At 37.2% G+C, this 19,315-nt stretch carries 15 protein-coding genes, 1 pseudogene and 1 riboswitch; of the genes and pseudogenes, 9 read left to right on the top strand and 7 right to left on the bottom strand.

Annotated elements, in window-relative coordinates; all coding sequences use genetic code 11:
* Positions 1 to 648 precede the first annotated feature (648 nt).
* The gene (locus F6K23_RS21305; RefSeq protein ID WP_124147250.1) at positions 649 to 909 is read right to left on the bottom strand and encodes a hypothetical protein; all 261 of its coding nucleotides are present in this window, start codon (positions 907 to 909) and stop codon (positions 649 to 651) included.
* A 537-nt stretch (positions 910 to 1,446) separates the two neighbouring features.
* Positions 1,447 to 2,741 (bottom strand): annotated as a pseudogene (locus F6K23_RS42890) (RNA-guided endonuclease InsQ/TnpB family protein).
* A gap of 362 nt (positions 2,742 to 3,103) precedes the next feature.
* On the opposite strand from F6K23_RS42890, the gene F6K23_RS21280 reads away from it, so the two are divergent.
* From F6K23_RS21280 to F6K23_RS21270, 3 genes are all read left to right on the top strand, one after another.
* On the top strand, positions 3,104 to 3,325 hold the full coding sequence (locus F6K23_RS21280) for a hypothetical protein (RefSeq protein WP_293159523.1): 222 nt from the start codon (positions 3,104 to 3,106) through the stop codon (positions 3,323 to 3,325).
* A gap of 925 nt (positions 3,326 to 4,250) precedes the next feature.
* Positions 4,251 to 4,431, top strand: a riboswitch (cobalamin riboswitch).
* A 31-nt stretch (positions 4,432 to 4,462) separates the two neighbouring features.
* Entirely contained in the window at positions 4,463 to 5,506 is a 1,044-nt protein-coding gene (locus F6K23_RS21275) for a sirohydrochlorin chelatase (RefSeq protein ID WP_293159521.1), read from the top strand.
* 761 nt (positions 5,507 to 6,267) lie between these two features.
* Positions 6,268 to 6,678 (top strand): hypothetical protein, encoded by a 411-nt coding sequence (locus F6K23_RS21270; RefSeq protein ID WP_293159519.1) that lies wholly within the window; start codon positions 6,268 to 6,270, stop codon positions 6,676 to 6,678.
* Between the two features lie 236 nt (positions 6,679 to 6,914).
* On the opposite strand, the gene F6K23_RS21265 is transcribed toward F6K23_RS21270, so the two are convergent.
* Positions 6,915 to 7,301: a hypothetical protein gene (locus F6K23_RS21265; protein ID WP_293159517.1), complete on the bottom strand. Its 387-nt coding sequence runs from the start codon at positions 7,299 to 7,301 to the stop codon at positions 6,915 to 6,917.
* A gap of 216 nt (positions 7,302 to 7,517) precedes the next feature.
* On the opposite strand from F6K23_RS21265, the gene F6K23_RS21260 reads away from it, so the two are divergent.
* On the top strand, positions 7,518 to 7,721 hold the full coding sequence (locus tag F6K23_RS21260) for a hypothetical protein (protein WP_293159515.1): 204 nt from the start codon (positions 7,518 to 7,520) through the stop codon (positions 7,719 to 7,721).
* 704 nt (positions 7,722 to 8,425) lie between these two features.
* Here the strand turns inward: F6K23_RS21260 and topA are convergent.
* On the bottom strand, positions 8,426 to 11,050 hold the full coding sequence (gene topA, locus F6K23_RS21255; RefSeq protein ID WP_293159513.1) for a type I DNA topoisomerase: 2,625 nt from the start codon (positions 11,048 to 11,050) through the stop codon (positions 8,426 to 8,428).
* A gap of 1,389 nt (positions 11,051 to 12,439) precedes the next feature.
* On the opposite strand from topA, the gene psb32 reads away from it, so the two are divergent.
* On the top strand, positions 12,440 to 13,165 hold the full coding sequence (gene psb32, locus F6K23_RS21250) for a photosystem II repair protein Psb32 (protein WP_293159511.1): 726 nt from the start codon (positions 12,440 to 12,442) through the stop codon (positions 13,163 to 13,165).
* Positions 13,166 to 13,220: 55 nt separating this feature from the next.
* Here psb32 and F6K23_RS21245 read toward each other — a convergent pair whose 3' ends face one another.
* Entirely contained in the window at positions 13,221 to 13,604 is a 384-nt protein-coding gene (locus tag F6K23_RS21245) for a DUF4346 domain-containing protein (protein WP_293159509.1), read from the bottom strand.
* 399 nt (positions 13,605 to 14,003) lie between these two features.
* Entirely contained in the window at positions 14,004 to 14,441 is a 438-nt protein-coding gene (locus F6K23_RS21240) for a DNA-binding protein (RefSeq protein WP_293159507.1), read from the bottom strand.
* Positions 14,442 to 14,687: 246 nt separating this feature from the next.
* Between F6K23_RS21240 and F6K23_RS41975 the strand changes: the two genes are divergently transcribed.
* The 3 genes from F6K23_RS41975 to F6K23_RS21230 all read left to right on the top strand — a co-directional run bounded on the left by F6K23_RS41975 (position 14,688) and on the right by F6K23_RS21230 (position 17,222).
* Positions 14,688 to 15,188: an RNA-guided endonuclease InsQ/TnpB family protein gene (locus tag F6K23_RS41975; protein ID WP_367267768.1), complete on the top strand. Its 501-nt coding sequence runs from the start codon at positions 14,688 to 14,690 to the stop codon at positions 15,186 to 15,188.
* Positions 15,189 to 15,197: 9 nt separating this feature from the next.
* On the top strand, positions 15,198 to 15,914 hold the full coding sequence (locus F6K23_RS41970) for an RNA-guided endonuclease InsQ/TnpB family protein (RefSeq protein WP_367267770.1): 717 nt from the start codon (positions 15,198 to 15,200) through the stop codon (positions 15,912 to 15,914).
* 486 nt (positions 15,915 to 16,400) lie between these two features.
* Positions 16,401 to 17,222, top strand: a complete 822-nt coding sequence (locus F6K23_RS21230) for a DUF4465 domain-containing protein (RefSeq protein WP_293159505.1) — start codon at positions 16,401 to 16,403, stop codon at positions 17,220 to 17,222.
* Positions 17,223 to 17,521: 299 nt separating this feature from the next.
* On the opposite strand, the gene F6K23_RS21225 is transcribed toward F6K23_RS21230, so the two are convergent.
* Entirely contained in the window at positions 17,522 to 17,923 is a 402-nt protein-coding gene (locus tag F6K23_RS21225; protein ID WP_293159503.1) for a hypothetical protein, read from the bottom strand.
* A gap of 124 nt (positions 17,924 to 18,047) precedes the next feature.
* Between F6K23_RS21225 and F6K23_RS21220 the strand changes: the two genes are divergently transcribed.
* Complete coding sequence (locus tag F6K23_RS21220) at positions 18,048 to 19,112, top strand: transposase (protein ID WP_293159501.1); 1,065 nt, start codon at positions 18,048 to 18,050, stop codon at positions 19,110 to 19,112.
* Positions 19,113 to 19,315 lie beyond the last annotated feature (203 nt).

The raw sequence follows: 19,315 nt of genomic DNA, 5'->3' as shown, positions 1-19,315 counted from the left end.
ATCCTTCCCAATCAAACATCCGGTTAGCACCTACTTGATTCAGTTATCAGTTATCAGTTATCAGTTATCAATACCTATAGCTGAAGGCAGTATGACATTATCGGGTCTCTTAAAGATGTCACAGCAAGAATTTAACTTCTGACTTCTGCTATAGTAGGGCTATTAGCTTCAAAACCCAAATAAGGGTGAGCATAGCTGAAAGCTGATTGCTGAGTGCTGAATGCTAAATAATTCAAGAGTTTTTCATGGGTTACTTCGTTCCAAATGACCTTATTTATATACCTTTAGGACGATGCTTTACGCCGGGTTTAAGGGAAGTGCTTATTAGCCGAACCAAAACTCGCTAACTCCCTATCCTCTGCCTTTTGGCTCCAGTGTCACAGCTTCTTTCACTGGTTAAAAATTACGACGCTTCAATTACATCTTCGCTTTTCGCTATCCAATGGGTATTGTGCTCGATGGAAACTCATTTAAGCTAAGAGCTTTACCACCTTTTTACCCCGCTTTACGGATTGGTCGCTACTCGCTACCGTAGGGGTAATGCTGTCAACCCTGCACCTGGGCGGAAGGAATCTCACCTCCAAGGTCATTTAGTTATAAGGCTTATGGCCTTACTCTACTCACGTCTTAACTTGATGGCCTTGACTTTTAGCAGAAACGAATCGCACTTTGGTTTCCTTCACGACGTACTCTAGATACTACCCAGTTCCGCCAGACCCAATGGTCTCCACGACTGGTGACAGCACTGGCATTGATGTCCATTAAATCTGCTAACTCTGAGCTGGTGATTAAATAGCCTTTACTGGCCACTTCATCAGCTATGTGTAAAGTTTCAATTAAGTTGCGCAGTTGCCCAACCCTCTGCTCCCTGGGCATATTTTCGAGTAATTCGTTAGTTGTGTCATTCATGGTAATTTTCAGAATTATGTTGTCAGATACTACGGCTTACGATTCTATCGTTTTGTTACCAATCTTGCTTAATTAGTTTTGAATATTCTAGGCTAACTCTGGTTGAGAATTGCCGTTAGAGGTGAAAGATTGTTTTCTCCTCACAACTTTTTTTCAGCTTAAGACTGGTTGTAATATAGTATAAAGTTACGTCTATAAATAGGAGATGATTGTTCCTTGAAATTATAAATATCATCTGCAAAGCTGAAATTTTTTATTTCCCTATATCCCGCAGAACTTTCTTTTGCAGTTAACAAGTCCACGTTTTGAATCTTTTTTCTTTTGTAGATGTTCTTTATAAGTATCGAGACTATAAAGTGTTATTTTGGCCGAATATTTGATAACTTAGATTTTTTTAATCCTTCAAGAAGAAGTGGGGGAGTAGGGGATATTTTCTGAAAATCTTCCTCTGTTGAAAAACCTCTCCTGCTTGACTATTAAAAATCGCCCTTTCATTGACATTCTCCCCTGCCTAAAAGCGAGGGGATTCCCACATCACTATGAGACTTTCCTGTTTCGTCGAGTCAACTTACTTGTTGGAGTTTCCTCCTTCAAGTAGAGGTCGTTCTCTCCGGAGGCCGTTATTCCAACTGTGCCCCAGGGTAGTTGCTGATTCTCTTAATCCAGAGAATGAGTATGTTGATTGCTGAATTCTCCCCTGTCGGCAATATAACCACAGTGTGGCCATTGATTAGTCCTGGTGCTGAGAGTTTTAACCACAAGACCACCGCAGTTTGAACAATTTACACAAGTATATGTAGGTTCTACTACTACCAGAGGCACACCATAAACTCTTCCAAAATACTCCAACCATTCTCGCTCACCTGTACCATGCTGCATCTGCTATGGACTTTGCTAACTTATGGTGTTTGATCATATTACGCACTTTCAGGTTTTCGATCGCTACCAAGTCGCACTTACTGTATGACGCACTGTGCTAACTTAACTGCCCAGTCGTTACGTCTGCGTGAAACTTTCAGATGCGCTCTACCTAATCTATTTCTGGCCTTAATTTTGTTTTGACTACTCTTTTGAGTACGAGATAGACCACGTTGTCGTTTTTTGATTTTTTTGTGATCTTTGCTCAAAAATTTCGGATTCTCTATTTTTTGGCCTTGAGAATCTGTATAGAAATGATTTCAACCTAAGTCTATTCCTAATTGCTGCCCTTTGAGGTTTTTCTCCTCCTCTCTAGGGCGTGTCAATCAAGAATTGAGCATACTAGCTATCATCTCTTCTGACAACTGTGACTCGTTTGATTTGCTTGATTTGATAGAAATGAAGGTTTCGACTACCCCAAAGTTTAAAAGTACCTGCTTTAAAACCATCAGTGAAAGTTAAATAGCGTCTATCCTCCGATAGTTTCCATCCGCTAGTTTTGTATTCTACTGAGTCTCTCACAAGGTATTTTTTGTTTGCGTAGCATTCGGAAGGAAATTTGGGAAAACCTCTGTTGGTGCGCGTTCCGCAAGGGAGCTGCCGTCGTCGCGGGGTCGCACCGCCTTCTTACCAGCAACATTAGCTTGAGAATTTCGATAGAATCTTTCTATTGCTGCCCATGCCCTCTGTGCATGAGCTTGTCTAGTCATTGAGTTGAGTTATTTGGCCCAGGGAAACTCAAGATTATGTGCTAGTTTTGTGCAGTATTTGTAGGCATCGTTACGACTTTTAATTTCTCTATCTATCCATGCTCGGATCATGCTATTTCCCACAAATCAACCAGTCCTAATGGCTGAGTCTAGCTGATTATATTGGCCTTGTGTGCCTTGCAACTTCATTTCATAGATGAGCATAGAAATGTTTGATCGTTTGATGCTACGATAAAAATATACCACACAGTTGAGCATGTCTGCGACTATATGCATTCAAAATTCCCCCGCTTAAGGCAGGAGGGCTAATTCTTTGTCGTCAGAGAATATTCATAAGAAATACAAAAAATTGTGCAAATATTACAGATATCCCCACCTCCCCACATTCCCCTCCTGGGAGATGTTAGGGGTGGGTCCCCATTTCCCCATCAATTTTTCTCTAATGACAATAAATTTACCCTGCCCCGTTTAAGGGGGAGACACCTACCCCAAATTTTGGGTAATATCATTTTCCCGATCGCCTTCCTTGTTATATTCTTGATTATTATTTTGTTGACTAAAAAATCATGCAAGGTTTCGAGTTAACCGAAGTTTATTTAATGTATCAGAATTTTTTCTGGCGTGCAACCTTAATTTCATCCCCCCGCCGTTTTTCTTTGAGTGCTGACCACAATGATAAACAGAATAATTTTAACTATTCCTACACTACAGCAGCTTTGATAACTGACAAAACATATAAATTTTGGCTTAAAGATGGCGATGGTGAGGCGGCCCTAAAATCCAGCTAATTAAAAGATTCAAAAATTGAAGCATGAATAATTGATAATTACCGAAAAATTCTGGGTATGCGCCTCCCCTTTTAAGGGGATAAAAAAAGAGAATATTTCAGATTTCAAGCCTCCTTATTGCAGAGGTACTGATAACTGATAACTGATAACTGATAACTGAAATGACCTCTGTCTAAAATGAACAAGACTAATACAACCGAAGAAATTCTTTGCTTTTTCTTCTTAAAAAAAGAGGCTTTAAACCTTGATTAATTCATTATCAATTCATTATCAATTGGTAAAACAGAAGGTAGGTTGCAGAAGGGTTAAGAAAATTTGGAAAAACTAGCTTTCGATGGTCGGATTTGGTATTAATAAGTTTAATAGTGGTAATCTAGCAAATTTTAATTAATCATTAGAATTTTTTAAGAATTGCATAATAAATTAAGTCTGCTAAAATAACTAAAAGTTACACCACTTTTCAAGTAAGTGAGGTACACCAACAGAATAACAATATTCATTAATTCATTAAAATAATGATTGGATAATCTGTACCTCATAAACCTGCAATGTGCTGTAAGCCAGGATTAAAAAATAGTGGCAATTTTTACAAAAATAATTGATAGCAACTTCTGTATAAATTAAAGATATTAACTGACTTTGAAAACGAAGTAATATCGAGAAAAAAATATGAATATGCATGGGTGATGTGCTAATTGCTATGTAAGCATTCAGCGGTCAGCCATCAGCTATCAGCTATTGCTTTTAGTTTAAGATAAAAGCTTTATTAATTGTCTTACTAGAAAAGTTGCCTCCCTTGCCCTTAAAGTCAGTTGTTAATTTAAATACTGTCCTTAAGGAGAGAGTCTTGTTGCTGAAGTCCGCAGTTCCTCCGGAGGAGGCTAGCTTACAGCTAATAGCTGTTTGTCCAGCATTCCGCAGGAAATGCTTACACTGCTATATATATTTTGCTGAAAAAGTGGGGAAACTCCGGTGTAAGTCCGGGGCTGTGCGGCAACTGTAAATCGACAAATTGATAAAAATAGTTAATAGATAAAATAAATAACTACTTGCTAATCAAAAGAACTCGATCAGCCAGAACACCTACTTGTAACTTGTAAACCCTAGCTTCCTGCCTGACACAGGAAAGGATAATTAATGAAATCTTCAACTCAAAACTCAGAAATCAAAGCACAAGAAAATCTAACTTCAGCAGAAGAAATAAGTAGTATTTCTACAAGTCATAAATTACCTCCATTACCACTACAAAGACCTTTATTATTGATAGGTCATGGTACACGAGATGCTGACGGAAGACAAACTTTCTTAGATTTTGTTGCAGCTTATCAAAATTTAGATAAATCTCGACCTGTAATACCTTGCTTTCTAGAATTAACAGGTCCTACTATTCAAGAAGGAGTAGATAAATGTGTAGAACAAGGTTACACAGAATTATCTGCTTTACCAATTTTATTATTTGCAGCTCGCCACAATAAATTTGATATTACCAATGAATTAGACCAGGCAAGACAACGACATCCTCAAATAAAATTCCATTATGGACGACATTTTGGCATTACTCCCAAGATTTTAGAATTGTGGCGATCACGTCTAACGGAATTAGAGGAAACTAATTTTAATCCCTCTGAAACAGTCTTATTATTTGTAGGGCGAGGTTCGAGTGACCCTGATGCTAATGGAGATGTTTATAAACTGGCTCGAATGTTATGGGAAGGCAGTGGTTATCTAACAGTTGAAACTTGTTTTATTGGCATTACTCACCCTCGTTTGGAAGAAGGTTTTCGGCGAGCTAGATTATATCAACCGAAGCGTATTATTGTTTTGCCCTACTTTCTATTTACCGGAGTTTTGGTCAAGAAAATATTTGATATTACAGCTCAACAACAAGAACAATATCCAGATATTTCTATGACTTGTCTGCCAGAAATGGGAGCGCATCCAACATTATTAGAATTATTGCGAGAAAGAGAAATAGAGACACAGTTAGGAGAAGTACAAATGAACTGTGAAATGTGTAAGTTTCGGTTAGCTGCTGTTGCTGGTGAACCACATTCTCACGGTCATGGTCATCATCATCACAACCATGACCATAACCATAATAGTCACGACAATACTAATTCTACAGTCGATCCTTACCCTAACCCAGAACAATATCATCAGCGTATTTGGCAAATTCCTTGAAGAAGGAAGGACTGAAGTTAGGAGAAGGAAAAAGTGGCATTTCTGAATACTTGTTTCAATTTTTTACTGTGATTGCTAGGGAGAAAAATATTGAGGTTAATCTTTAGAGAAAAGCATTAATATCCCCGTGGCAATTTCCAGAAATGCTACAGTTGTAAATTTGAAAAAGTGTCATTGCCGAATACTTACTTGAATTTTTTACTGTGATTGCTAGGGAGAAAAATATTGAGGTTAATCTTTAGAGAGAAGTGTTAATATCCCCGTGACAATCTCCAGAAATGCTACAGTTGTGAATTTTGAAAAAGTGGCATGATGAATTTTTTAAGCTTTAACAGTAACTTGTTTTTTTCTCTGCTGTAACAGCCTAAATTAGCATAGCCAAATAGTAATTTAAAAGATAGATTCAACAATGATATCCGATCGATACAAATGTATTTTTATCCACATACCAAAAACGGCTGGCAGCTCTATTGAAGATGTTCTTTTTCCCCATCCTAGAACCAAGTAGCAATTTTGGGGATTGCCAAACAAATATCAAACAGGTGGTCTTCAACATTTGATGGCTAAACATATTAAGTTAGAAGTATCTTCAGAGATATTCAATAGTTATTTTAAGTTTACTGTTATTAGAAATCCTTGGGATAAATCAGAGCTAGCGGTAGTGTTAATTATCAACTTATACCAGTTTTATATGAGGTTGCATAGAATTATGAAATTCATTAAATAGATTTATCTCTATCTACGCTTACCTGCGGTCAATTATGCTTGAAATATTATTCTATGCAGCTTCATTTCAATTTGGTATTAAAATCAATCAAGGTAGTCATAGAGTAATATCATGTCCGGTAGCATCGTTTGTGTATAAAATTAAGGTGACACTCTTGAGAAAACCTTCTGCCTCCTGCCTCCTGCCTCCTGCCTTCCTTCCACCAAAGTCTAATTATTCAACCGGACATGATATAACAAGCGCAAATGGTGACATACCCAGTGTTGAATTATCAGATATTTGTCTGGCTCACTTTCCTATAAGAAGTTTTAATCAAGTTATGAAAAAAAGTCTATTAGGATGGCTAGGCTATGTAGATATAGTCATTCCAGTTAAGATTGAGACAAGGGTTTCTTGCCTTGAAAGAGTTTCAGGTAAAAAAGTGTTCCAGTCTTATTCAGAATGACTATAGATATAAAAGTATGGATAGTGAAGGGCAAGGTTATCAAAAAAAATATTTGTACAATTCAGCTTATAGATATGGTTGATAAAAATCAAATAATTACAATCGCTCAAAATTTGCTGGAACTCACTTATAACGTCTCTATATACACGAAAACTCCAAGGAAATCGCCAATTACCTATCACTAAGTAAAGAACAACGATGTGTAAACCCTTTTTATGATTATAGACTCTAACCAATTATTTGAGATGAACAAACTTGCCAACTTTTTCAAGAGTTGTTAAATCTAGAATCACTTGTAAAATGGGTTTTCGTCCTTTTCTTCTTTGAGATAAAACTAAGTTGAGAATGAAAGAACGAACAGTGCGGATGAGAGAACGAGTTGACCAATTATAATGATTTAAGAAGCGACTAATAGCACTTTCTGATTTGGTTTGACAATGATGAGGAACAGCATTTCCTTGACTATTGAGAAATAACCCTAAAACAGATTCTAGAGTTTCTTTTTGGTAAATGGTGGGCATTAATTGTTTTAAAGAGGAGAGTAGTTCGTCAACTTGGGATAAAATAGGGTGAGGCAACATAGTTCTCTTCTTATAACAGAGAACTATGGTAACATATTCCATAATGAAAAAGCTCAAAAAATGGCTAAAATCAACAGTAATCTAGAAATAGCATAGAGAGCAGACCGTATTAAAGAAACTATAGCTGCTTTAAAACGTGAAAAATCAGAAATTGAAGCTTCAGGATGGGTTGCTCCTGCTGATTGTTATGTAGCACGGTATCAAGCTAAAGGGCAAAAATATCATTATTGGTATTATCAACTTAAAGGGTCTAGGCCTGTGTTCCAAAAAAGTAATAAAAAAGGGGAATTTTCGCGTTTTAAACATTTAGGAAAAGCAGGAAGTCAAGCACATATAGATGGAGTGAATGCTGTGATTAGAAGAGGTAAAATTGAGCAATTAACTTCAGCTATTGAAGCACTTTATGAAAGTTGGTTAGATTTATATCCCGATGAAGAAAAAGCAGGTCATCGGGTAGAGTAAGATTAATTTACCCTCTGGTTTTTATTATTTCTTCATTATAGTTCTCTATTGAGAAGAGATAACTAACTCCAACCTCCGATCAGATAAGTATTTCAGTTATCGTTCTTCATATCAACTTTTGTTGGTGCAAGATGTGAATCATAACATACTATGTGTAAACCCGCAACATTGATTGATTTTCATCCCGACGCTCCCCTTTGGGAGAGCGCGGGTCTTCAACCAACGTTGAGATAAATTAAAAAAATCCTTTTCGCCAATCCTATCTGTTTGAAGGAGAGGTCATAATCATTAATTGTCGAACATTCATCTCAATCAATCAATATTGGCCTACCATACGACTTATATAGAATCCGGTTAAATAGTTATTGTATAGTTGGGAGTAGGGTAGTGGGGGAGTGAGTCCGATTAAATATTAAAGTAATTATAGAATTATCAACATATACTATATAACCGGATTCTATATTACTACTAAATTACTACTAATTGTAGAGACTTTCCATCAACAATCCCTACTAGATATCTAAATGGTGGGCAAACCTAATCAGATTTACCATTCATCTCAATCAATAGACTTCTTGCGGAAGTCGGCAACAGGGAACAGTGGACAATAATTGACGTAAACACTATCAGAAAAATACTTTTACAAGAAGTCTAATCAATATTTACCCACCATACTACTTAGTAATCTAAATATAACCAAAATTCTAATTATTTTCCGCCTTTGACTTTGTAGACTTTCTACCTCGAGTAGACTTCTTACTACTAGCCTTTGCCTTCAAAAGTTCCACAGCTTGCTCCAAAGTCACATCCTCAACAGCAGTATCCTTTGGCAAAGAAGCATTAACCTTACCATGCTTCACATAAGGTCCATACCGACCATCATAAATACCCACAGCCTCTCCATCTTCAGGATGTTTACCCAAATCTTTGAGTGGAGGTGCAGCCTTAGCACGACTACCACGTTTAGCTTTAGGCTGAGCTAATAACTCCAAAGCACGTTCCAAAGTAATAGTCAAAACATCATCCCCCGCTTTCAAAGAACGATAATCTTTACCAACCTCCTTACCTTGGTCGTGAACAACATAAGGCCCAAAACGTCCTAAATTAGTTTGAATTTTGCAACCCGTTTCTGGGTGAACTCCCAAAGTACGAGGTAAAGACAATAACCCTACCGCCATATCCAGAGTCACATCCTCCATATTCACGCCCTTGGGTAAAGAAGCTCGCTTTGGTTTTTTCTTACTACCCTCCAACTCATCACCTAATTGCACATAAGGACCGTAGCGACCAGTAGTCATATAAATAGTATCGCCAGTTTCCGGGTGAACTCCTACCACCTCTGGACCCTCTGTTTTTTGCTTTAGCAGTTTCTCTATTTGTTCTGGGTCTAAGTCTGATGGAGTTAAATCTTCAGGAATAGAAGCCTTAACAACACCTTCACCATTTTCTGCCTCAATATAAGCACCAAACTTACCAATACAGATACGATAAGTCATCTCTGGTTCGTCATCCAAATTATCCAATTCAATGGTGCGGGCTAACTTAGGGTCAATATGCTCTTCCTGTTCCTTAATTTGAGTATCTAACCCAGTTTCTCCAGAATAAAATTCTCGTAGATAAGGTAACCACTGAACCTCACCAGTAGAAATATCATCCAGAGTTTGTTCCATACGGGCGGTAAATTTAACATCGACAAATTCAGGAAAGTGCTTTTCTAATAGACTTGTGACACCAAAAGCAGTAAAAGTCGGAACTAAAGCATTATTCTGAAGTTTGGCATAACCACGGTCAACAATAGTACCAATAACACTAGCATAGGTACTCGGACGGCCAATACCTTCACTTTCCAGAGTTTTTACCAGAGATGCTTCAGTAAACCTAGCAGGTGGTTGAGTTTCATGCCCCACTACTTCTATATCTTTGCAACTTGGGTGATCGCCTTGTTTCAAAGGAGGTAAAGGTACTTCTTGGTCTTCCAAAGCTGCTTCTGGGTCATCGGAACCTTCAACATAAGCCCGGAGAAAACCAGGAAAGTCTATACGCTTACCATTAGAACGAAAACCCGCATCTTCTACTTGCAGGTTAACTGTTATATGGGTTTGACGAGAGTCAGCCATTTGGCAAGCCACTGTGCGTTTCCATATTAGGTCATAAAGAGAAAGTTCTTGACCACTCAACCCTGTTTCCTGCGGCGTGCGGAAAGTTTGACCAGCAGGACGAATAGCTTCATGAGCTTCCTGCGCTCCTTTACTTTTGGTAGTGTATTGTCGTGGTTGGGGACTAAGATATTCTGGACCATACATTTTTTCCACACAACTCCGAGCAGCAGCGATCGCCTCATCGGACAAATGAACTGAGTCTGTCCGCATATAGGTAATAAAACCCTGTTCGTATAGATTTTGGGCTGTCCGCATTGTTTGTCTAGCACCCATTCTTAGTTTACGGTTAGATTCCTGTTGCAAAGTAGAAGTGGTAAATGGTGGAGATGGTTTACGTTTAACAGCTCGTTCTTCAACACTATTAACAGTCCAAGGTTTATCTTGCAGCCTTTCCTTCAGAGCTTCTGCTTGAGCTTCATCCAACAAAACAACATTTCTACCCTCAGCTATTTTGCCTGTATTCTCATCAAAGTCACTACCAGTAGCTACTTTTGTCCCCCCAAGAGTAACAAGTTTAGACTCAAAAGGTTTTTTTGCCTGTTCTAAACTAGCCTTTAAATCCCAATAACCTCCTTGTTTAAAAGCTCGACGTTGACGTTCTCGGTTTACCAATAGTCGAACTGCTACTGACTGTACCCTACCTGCTGAGAGGCCCCAGGCTATTTTTTTCCACAGTACAGGAGAGAGAGTATAACCGTAAAGTCGGTCTAGAATACGCCTTGTCTCTTGTGCCCTGACTAACTGTTCGTCTATGTTGCGACAGTTTTCGATCGCCTTACGGATAGCTTCTGGAGTAATCTCGTGGAATACCATCCGCTTAGTCGGAACTTTCGGTTTTAGTAGTTGCAGTAAATGCCAACTGATACTTTCTCCTTCTCGGTCTTCATCTGTGGCCAGAACTAATTCATCAGCTTCTTTCAAAGCATCTTTAAGTTCTTTGACGGTTTTCTTTTTGTCTTTAGGGACGACGTAGAGGGGTTCAAAATTTGAGTCTACGTTTACGCCTAGATGTGCCCACTTTTCTCCTTTATATTTTTCTGGTATTTCATCAGCAGAAGGTGGCAGGTCACGCACATGACCCATGGATGCCTCGACCCGATAGTCGGAGGGTAGATAGTTACGGATGGTGCGGGCTTTAGTAGGAGATTCGACAATAACAAGGGTTGACATAAGACTTTATTTAAGATGTTACAAGCTGGGATTTTATATTTAGGTTAGGAATTATATGCACCAGTGGTCAATGGGTCATTTCAGTTATCAGTTATCAGTACCTCTAGCTGTTTGTGCAGCATGACCTAGGAAAGTAAAGTGAATTGAAATCTGGAATATTCTCTTTCTTTTAGTCCATTGGATATGGCTCCGAAACCTCCCCATCACCCTACGGGAAACTTTCCTTACGGAATGCTATGGCAAACGCTAAAGACAGCTTTTTATCCAATTAAAAGGGGAGGCTATTGACCAGAATTTTTCGGTCAGGATTAATAGAATTTCATTGTTTAGTTTGCTTAGGCATTTTAGGCATTACAGTATAAAGTCATATTTTTTCTACGCTATCTTAATTTTTTGTTTCTGCCAAAATCTATAGCAATTTGCAACTGGTAGTGGTGCATTGTAATTTTTTCGGTAACGGTATAGCAAGCATTTCAGCCACCATTCATCATTACTATACAGGACTACCTTGCAACTTTATCGGGTATTAAGTTACTGGATTTTTAGATTGTTACTTAACAGAGAACTGAGATTAGAGCATTCTGGGTTTTGCTCCATGTTCATAATTAACTTATCTGCAATCAGCTATATATTTGATGGACATAAGCTTTAATTTAGTAATTACCTTATACGATTTGCTAGCATGACTTATTCTTAATGTCAATATAATTAAGCTTTTTTTTTATATTTGAAAGGGAAAAGCAAGAATTTCACCGAAAAATTGGGTTTAAAGCCTCCCCCTTTTAGGGGGACTTTGTGCTATGATTTAAATAGCGGAAAAATATTCAACCGCTCTAAAAACCTATAGCTACTTAACTGTAGTGTTTGCACCTTGAAAACTGCGGTCAGACCCCGCGTCGCCGTCAGGCGCAAGGGAATGCTGACCAATAGAAGAGTTATGGGGTTTTGTACAGTAATGCTTGTACTTAGGAATTGCTCTAAGCAACAAGTATCAGAGAACCAAAGTTTTTTTAAGGTATTCAACTCGCCACAGAAAAGATAAAAAAAAGTCAAAGATTAAAAGTTAGGGGAAAACCAACTAAGTAGAACATGGTAAATTTTTGGCGCTATGTATCAAATTGTAAATTAGCTCAAAATTTATATTCATTCCGTTTAGGGGCTTTTTGATTAAAAATACAACTTCTTTTTTTTAGCCTGCTCTACTTAGATAAATATTAGCCTCGAAAAGATGATTTGAGTAACAGTGCGTGGGTTCTGTTTAGTTTTTTGCTGTCTATAAATATGATAAAGTAAGTAAAGTCTAGTAAAGCTTTCCCACTGTCATTGACTATGGCAAAAAGCTGTAACTCTCAAAAAAATTAACTTTTACCAAAAACTGAAAAGTATCTGATGGTACAACTATTCAATAAAACCTTCAAATTTGAAAATCTCCAAACTTTAATAGTATCCCTGCTATTAATTATTATGACTACTATCTTGCCTTTATCTTCTGCATCCGCAACTGGAGTTTATCAAATGCCAAGTTTAGCGGCAGGCGATCATACATTCATTGTTGATGATGCTGAAGTTTTCAGTCGAATAACAAAGAGTAAACTAAACAATACCTTAGAAAGTTTGGCCAATACTACTGGCAATGAAGTTAGATTTGTTACTATCCGTCGCCTAGACTATGGTGAGACCGTGGATAGTTTTACCGAAAAGCTATTTGACAAATGGTTTCCTACTCCACAAACAAAAGCCAATCAAACTTTAATAGTGTTAGATACTCTCACCAATAATGATGCTATTCGGATCGGCGATGTAGTAAAAGAACTTATGTCTGATGAGATTACTCAAAGTGTAGTTGATGAAACCATTCAAGTACCTATTAGAGATGGCAACAAATACAATGAAGCTTTTTTAGCAGCTAGCGATCGCCTGAGTGCTGTATTATCTGGAGAACCCGATCCAGGCCCTCCGGAAGTTAAAGATGAGCTTGCAGCACAAGTAGTAGCTACTTTTAAATCAGCAGAAGAAACTGACGATCAAAGTGCAACTATCTTAGTAGTTGTATTGCTAGTTGTAGCTACAATTGTACCAATGGTTACTTATTTCTGGTATCAAGGTTTTTCTTGATAGAAATTAAGGAGAATAGTAAAAGTCTAATTTCTGATCGTTATCCTTAATTCAATTAATCCTGAATATATTCCTTACCAGTTAATAAAGCCATTTCTGCACGCACAAATTCCCGCCCCAAATAAGCAGCATGATCTAACATTGTGACTGGACAGGGTGGGGTTTCTTCCAATATTTTTACACATATTTCTTTTGCAGTTCTCGCAGTAAATATTCTCGTATGAGTACGTTCTACTTTGCCTTTTGCTGGAATCGGTTTTCCTGTTTCTGGATCTATAGCCAAACCACGGTTGTCAATAATATTAGTAAAGTGTTTTGCACATATTAAACCTGCTTCTCGGTCAAGAAAAATAATAAAGTAACCACCTGAATCGAGGTCTATATGACGTCTTGAAAGCTTTTCATCAATGGTGTTTACTTCTTCAAGTGTTAGATTCATAAGTTACATCTTAGAATTATCTATATTTTATTCTACATTTTTATTGGAGGGTTAATATAAAGTTTGGATAATTAGTTATAAATCAAATATCAGCAGTTTTGTAGCAGTAGCACTCTTAGTCGGTAAATCCATTTGATTTTTAGAAAGTAAACTGTAAAAATTACTGCTTATCTCACTATCCAAGCTTTAACTAACAGAGGCTAAAATTCCAGATTGATCTAAATTTTTATGAATCAATAAAATATCATCAATTTTTAGTTCTTAATTTCTATTTATAGATATAGATAAATTAACGAATGGCAAAATTTTCCAACAATACTGGAAACCGCCATTCCTTGACTCCTATATTTAGGTTAGCTGAGAAATGGAAATTTATGCACCAAACATCACTAAATAGGATTAGGTATTTATCTTCTTTCCTTTCTTTTTTGACTTTTTCTTTTGACTTTTTGACCTCTTAATTTTTGCCCGCTGCTCAACTACTTCTGGTGGCGGACCATAATCTCCATCACTGAAGTATACTCGCTCTACTATATGTTGTGGTTCTACTTCTATCCACAAACGGGCACCTCCTGCTTGACTTCTATTCGGTTGATGAGGTTGATAAACGATTTGGCAAGGTCCGTTAATTTTCAGAGCATGGCAATAATCTTTTTTATCTCCCACTTTCACGGCAACTGCTGGATGAGAAGTTCCATTATCTCGGTTATAGTCAATGGTCTTTCGCAGAACATGAATAAAGGTATTGCCTGTGCGTAGATTTTTGTTCCAAGTACCTTCAGGACCACGGCTACCTGCTGTAATCTCTGGCATCCCTCGTTTATTCAACGGAATCATCCAAAGTCTTTTGATTTTTTTAGCTAGACCGCCGAGAAGCCTCACACCGTAATTTTTAATTTGGTGTGAGATGAATCGGTGGCTAATTAAGTAGGTTCGATGCCTACTTAATTAGCAATATTATTCTGGAGTTTTCTGATTTTCAATATATTTTTTTAAAGTTGAAATTGTTACTCCGCTTACGTAATAGTTGTCATTTTTGAAAATTGGTGTTATAATAAAAGCAAACACCAAATTAAAGCAGATATGCGAACCGCTTACCAGTACAAGCTTAGGCCCAACAAAGAACAAGTCGCAGTAATAGAAATGTGGCTCGAATTGTTGCGTCGGCAGTACAACTATAGATTGGGTGAGCGGTTCTCATGGTGGTCAGAAAACCGTTGTCCGGTTAATGCTTGCCCGTTAATAATGCCAATTCCGAAGTTGAAAGATAACCCGGATTATTACTTTCAGAAAAAGGATTTGCTCAATACCAAAGACAAATTTCCTGAGTACAAGTTAATTCATTCTCAAGTATTGCAAGATTGTATTAAACGGGTAAAACTGGCTTTTGAAAGATGGTTTAAAGCAGATAAAAATGGGCAGAGATTAGGCAAACCAAGGTTTAAAGGAAAAGGTCGTTATCGTAGCTTTACTTACCCTCAAATAAAGCAAGAATGTCTTGAGGGAAATAAGATTAATTTACCGAAAATTGGTAAAGTAAAGTTGATTCAACATCGACCATTGCCGTCAGGTTTTCACTCTTAAACCGTTACTATTAGCTGTAAAGCTGATGGCTATTATGTCACCCTATCCTTAGAAGATAAATCGATTCCCTATTTCCCTGATCTCGAACCGACAACAGAAAATACTCTGGGAATCGATATGGGGCTGAAAAACTTCTTGGTAACAAGTGAAGGAGAATCGGTTCCAATTCCTCAATATTATCGCTCTTCTCAGAAGCGATTAAAGACTCTACAAAAACGTTTATCCCGTAAAAAGAAAGGCAGCAAAAGATGGTTAAAATCTGTCAAATCTGTAGCTAAACAACATAAAAAAGTAGCCGATAAACGGAAAGATTTTCATTTCAAAACAGTCAATGAATTGTTATTAAAAGCTGAAGTTATCGCCCATGAAAACTTAAATATTAAAGGGCTGGCAAAAACCAGATTGAGCAAGTCGATTAACGATGCTGGATGGGGGCAATTTCTGACGATTTTAACTGTCAAAGCCGAGAATGCTGGACAGAAAACTATAGCAGTAAACCCCAAAAATACTAGCCAAGATTGCTCAAATTGCGGCGAAAAAGTGCCGAAAGAATTATCAATAAGAACTCATTCTTGCCCACATTGCGGTGTTATTATTGACCGCGATGTAAACGCGGCAATAAATATTAAAAATAGGGCGGCGGGGCATCCCGTCCTTAAAGCTCGTGGAGTCCGATGCAATAGCAGGACTGCGAAACGAGAAGCCCACACTATACCGCAAGGTTAGTGTGGGAGTATGTCACCAAAAAAGTCAATAAGCAAAAATAACTAAGTAGTTATCTCTAATGTAATGGCCTATTTCTAAAAAAGGCGATCGCTGATATAGCAATTCCTAAAAAGCGTGAGGTACAAAATTCTAGGTTTTTCGGGAGAGAAAGACAACTGTACAGGGGCGTGCCTGATAAAGGCTATATGTGACTTTGGTCATAAAAAAATATTCCTCCTTTGAATTTTTCTGTTAATTTTAAAGATTCGGTAAAGTTACACATAACATAAATAGTTGGCATTGAGAAAATATTTATGGTATTCAAGGGAAGTTTTATGAAGATTCAGTGAAGTTTAGCAGGATTTTATGTGTGTTTTTTAAAGATTCAGTGAAGTTATGAATAAACGCTTGCTATTTTAGAGAATATGTAAGTATTGTGTACTAAGATTTGCTACTTTAGGCAAAAATAAAAATAGCGGGTAAAAACTATTTAAATGTGAGCTAACGATGAATATCAAAGATTTCAAGTCTATTTTAATTTTTTCTGTAGCAATAGTATTAGGAGTTTTTGTTGCTCCTGCAAAAGCTACAAATATTTCGAGAGTAGTTGACTTTGAGGATTTGACCCTTGGACCTGAAGAATTTTACAATGGTTCTGATGGCGCTGGAGGATTTACGAGTCAGGATGCTTTTTTTAACAATAGTTTTAATTCCACTTTTGGAAGTTGGTCAGGATGGTCGTATTCAAATACCTCTGACACTACAACACCAGGTTTCATGAATCAATATAGTGCCTTTACTGGTACTGGGTTTGGTGGAACGGGAAATTATGGCGTGGCTTTTACCTTTAATCCGGGTGATGCCATGATTGAGCTACCTGATGGTTATTCGGTTGATTCTGTAAGGATTACAAATACAACCTACGCTGTTCTCTCTATGCTGAATGGAGATCAGTTTGCCAAGAAGTTTGGTGGTGTATCTGGCAACGATCCTGACTTCTTTTTGTTGACAATTAATGGTCTGGATGATTCTAATACTTCGGTAGGAAGTGTAGAGTTCTATTTAGCGGATTATCGTTTTGCAGATAACTCCCAAGACTTCATTGTTGATGATTGGAGTTTAGTCGATTTATCGCCTCTCAACGCTGCAACTAAACTTTCCTTCGGACTCACCTCATCTGATAATCACCCTCAATTTGGGCTAAATACCCCAGCATATTTTGCTTTGGATAATCTGATTTTACACAAATCTGTACCAGAATCTGCTTCAAATCTTGGTTTATTAGTATTGGGTGCTGTTGGCGTTGGTTCAATGTTAAAGCGCAAATAGGATTAATTGCTAGAGTTATGGATCTATAAGCTCTAGACAAACATAATAAGGTATTCAACAATTAATGATTAATAATTAACAATTACCTCTCCTTGAAAAGAAGAAGATTGACGCGGAGCGTGAAAATCTTTTCTTTTTTTTCCTTTAAAGGAGAGGTTTTACTCACATCTTGCACCAACAAAAGTTGATATGAAGACCGATGCCTGAAATGCCTATCTGATCAGGGGTGGGAGTTAGTTATCTCTTCTAAATAGAGAACTATAATTAAGAAATAATAAAAACCAGATCGTAAATTAATGTTACTCTACCCGATGACCTGCTTTTTCTTCATCGGGATATAAATCTAACCAACTTTCATAAAGTGCTTCAATGGCTGAAGTTAATTGCTCGATTTTACCTCTTCTAATAACAGCCTTCACTCCATCTATATGTGCTTGACTTCCTGCTTTTCCTAAATGTTTAAAACGCGAAAATTCCCCTTTTTTATTACTTTTTTGGAAAACAGACCTAGACCCTTTGAGTTGATAATACCAATAATGATATTTTTGCCCTTTGGCTTGATACCGTGCTACATAACAATCAGCAGGAGCAACCCATCCTGAAGCTTCAATTTCTGATTTTTCACGTTTTAAAGCAGCTATAGCTTCTCTAATACGGTCTGCTCGCTCTGCTATTTCTAGATTACTGTTGATTTTAGCCATTTTTTGAGCTTTTTCATTATTTATGGAACATGTTATTATAGTTCTCTATTGAAACTAGAGAACTATGTCGCCTCACCCTATTTGATCCCAAGTTGACGAATTACTTTCCTCTTTAAAACAATTAATGCCCACCATTTACCAAAAAGAAACTCTAGAATCTGTTTTAGGGTTGTTTCTCAATAGTCAAGGAAATGCTGTTCTTCATCATTGTCAAACCAAATCAGAAAGTGCTATTAGTCGCTTCTTAAATCATTATAATTGGTCAACTCGTTCTCTCATCCGCACCGTTCGTTCTTTTATTCTCAACTTAGTTTTATCTCAAAGAAGAAAAGGACGAAAACCCATTTTACAAGTTATTCTAGATTTAACAACTCTTGAAAAAGTTGGCAAGTTTGTTCATCTAAAAGAATTGGTTAGAGTCTATAATCATAAAAAGGGTTTACACATCGTTGTTCTTTACTTAGTTATAGGTAATTGGCGATTTCCTTGGAGTTTTCGTGTATATAGAGGCAAAGGTACTCCATCACCTTCTCAGCTAGCTTTAAAATTACTGAATACATTGCCTTCTATTTTGACCAAATCTTTCCAAATTTATGTTTTAGGAGATACAGCTTTTGGGACAATTAAATTCATTGAAAAACTCCGTGACGATTCCTTTAATCATCATGGAATTCTTGGCATCCCTAATACCAGAAAATTAACTGATGGACGTAAGGTATCTGAACTAAAAACTCGTGGACAACAAGTTTATCTAAATGGTTTAGATTTTCCTGTATTCTTATCATGGGTTTGGTTAAAACGAGATGGAAAAAGAGTCAAGCGATTTGTGATTTCAACTAAACCTATGAAGGGAAAAACTATCCTCCGTTGGGGAAAACGTCGATGGCAGATTGAAGGTTTCTTTAAAACAGCCAAACATCAATTTAGTCTTCATCGTTTTGGACAAAAAACTTTATTAGGCGTTTATCGTTGGTTAATTCTTTCTTTCGTTTCTTATTTATTAGCTTATTGGATTTATTTACATAATGGTTATTTTGATGATTTAGATTGGTATGATTCAGCCGAAAAAGCCTTAGTTTTGCTCTTACCTCAGATTTTACTCCTTTCCCTTATCAAAAAATTAAAGTTACTAAATCCCTGGTTTTATGAACATGGTTTGGAACTTTGTTTTGTCAGGTGCAAGATGTGAGTTTTAAACCTTAATTAGGGTTTGCCTATGGAAAGTCTTTTGGTAGGGGCAGGGGTAGGAGTCAGAACCCAGGATAAATGGGAATTATAGAGGAGGTAGTCGGAAAAATTGTCCCTTGATTTTTCTGCCATAATCGTCCCAAAATACTAGCTTTTTGCAGCTCTTTCGACTGAAAAGCTGGAACTTTTTGAGACCCAAAGATG

This window comes from Okeania sp. SIO2C9 (assembly GCF_010672455.1).
GTDB lineage: Bacteria > Cyanobacteriota > Cyanobacteriia > Cyanobacteriales > Microcoleaceae > Okeania.
This window is presented reverse-complemented; position numbering and strand designations above follow the sequence as displayed.

Bases quoted from the DNA above. Each gene is read 5' to 3' on its own strand.
- F6K23_RS21220 (WP_293159501.1), top strand. From the start codon at position 18,048: ATGCCCACCATTTACCAAAAAGAAACTCTAGAATCTGTTTTAGGGTTG.
- F6K23_RS21265 (WP_293159517.1), bottom strand. From the start codon at position 7,301: ATGGAATATGTTACCATAGTTCTCTGTTATAAGAAGAGAACTATGTTG.
- F6K23_RS21230 (WP_293159505.1), top strand. From the start codon at position 16,401: ATGAATATCAAAGATTTCAAGTCTATTTTAATTTTTTCTGTAGCAATA.
- F6K23_RS21225 (WP_293159503.1), bottom strand. From the start codon at position 17,923: ATGGCTAAAATCAACAGTAATCTAGAAATAGCAGAGCGAGCAGACCGT.
- topA (WP_293159513.1), bottom strand. From the start codon at position 11,050: ATGTCAACCCTTGTTATTGTCGAATCTCCTACTAAAGCCCGCACCATC.
- F6K23_RS21280 (WP_293159523.1), top strand. From the start codon at position 3,104: ATGCAAGGTTTCGAGTTAACCGAAGTTTATTTAATGTATCAGAATTTT.
- F6K23_RS21275 (WP_293159521.1), top strand. From the start codon at position 4,463: ATGAAATCTTCAACTCAAAACTCAGAAATCAAAGCACAAGAAAATCTA.
- F6K23_RS21305 (WP_124147250.1), bottom strand. From the start codon at position 909: ATGAATGACACAACTAACGAATTACTCGAAAATATGCCCAGGGAGCAG.
- F6K23_RS21245 (WP_293159509.1), bottom strand. From the start codon at position 13,604: ATGAATCTAACACTTGAAGAAGTAAACACCATTGATGAAAAGCTTTCA.
- psb32 (WP_293159511.1), top strand. From the start codon at position 12,440: ATGGTACAACTATTCAATAAAACCTTCAAATTTGAAAATCTCCAAACT.
- F6K23_RS21240 (WP_293159507.1), bottom strand. From the start codon at position 14,441: ATGATTCCGTTGAATAAACGAGGGATGCCAGAGATTACAGCAGGTAGC.
- F6K23_RS21270 (WP_293159519.1), top strand. From the start codon at position 6,268: ATGCTTGAAATATTATTCTATGCAGCTTCATTTCAATTTGGTATTAAA.
- F6K23_RS41975 (WP_367267768.1), top strand. From the start codon at position 14,688: ATGCGAACCGCTTACCAGTACAAGCTTAGGCCCAACAAAGAACAAGTC.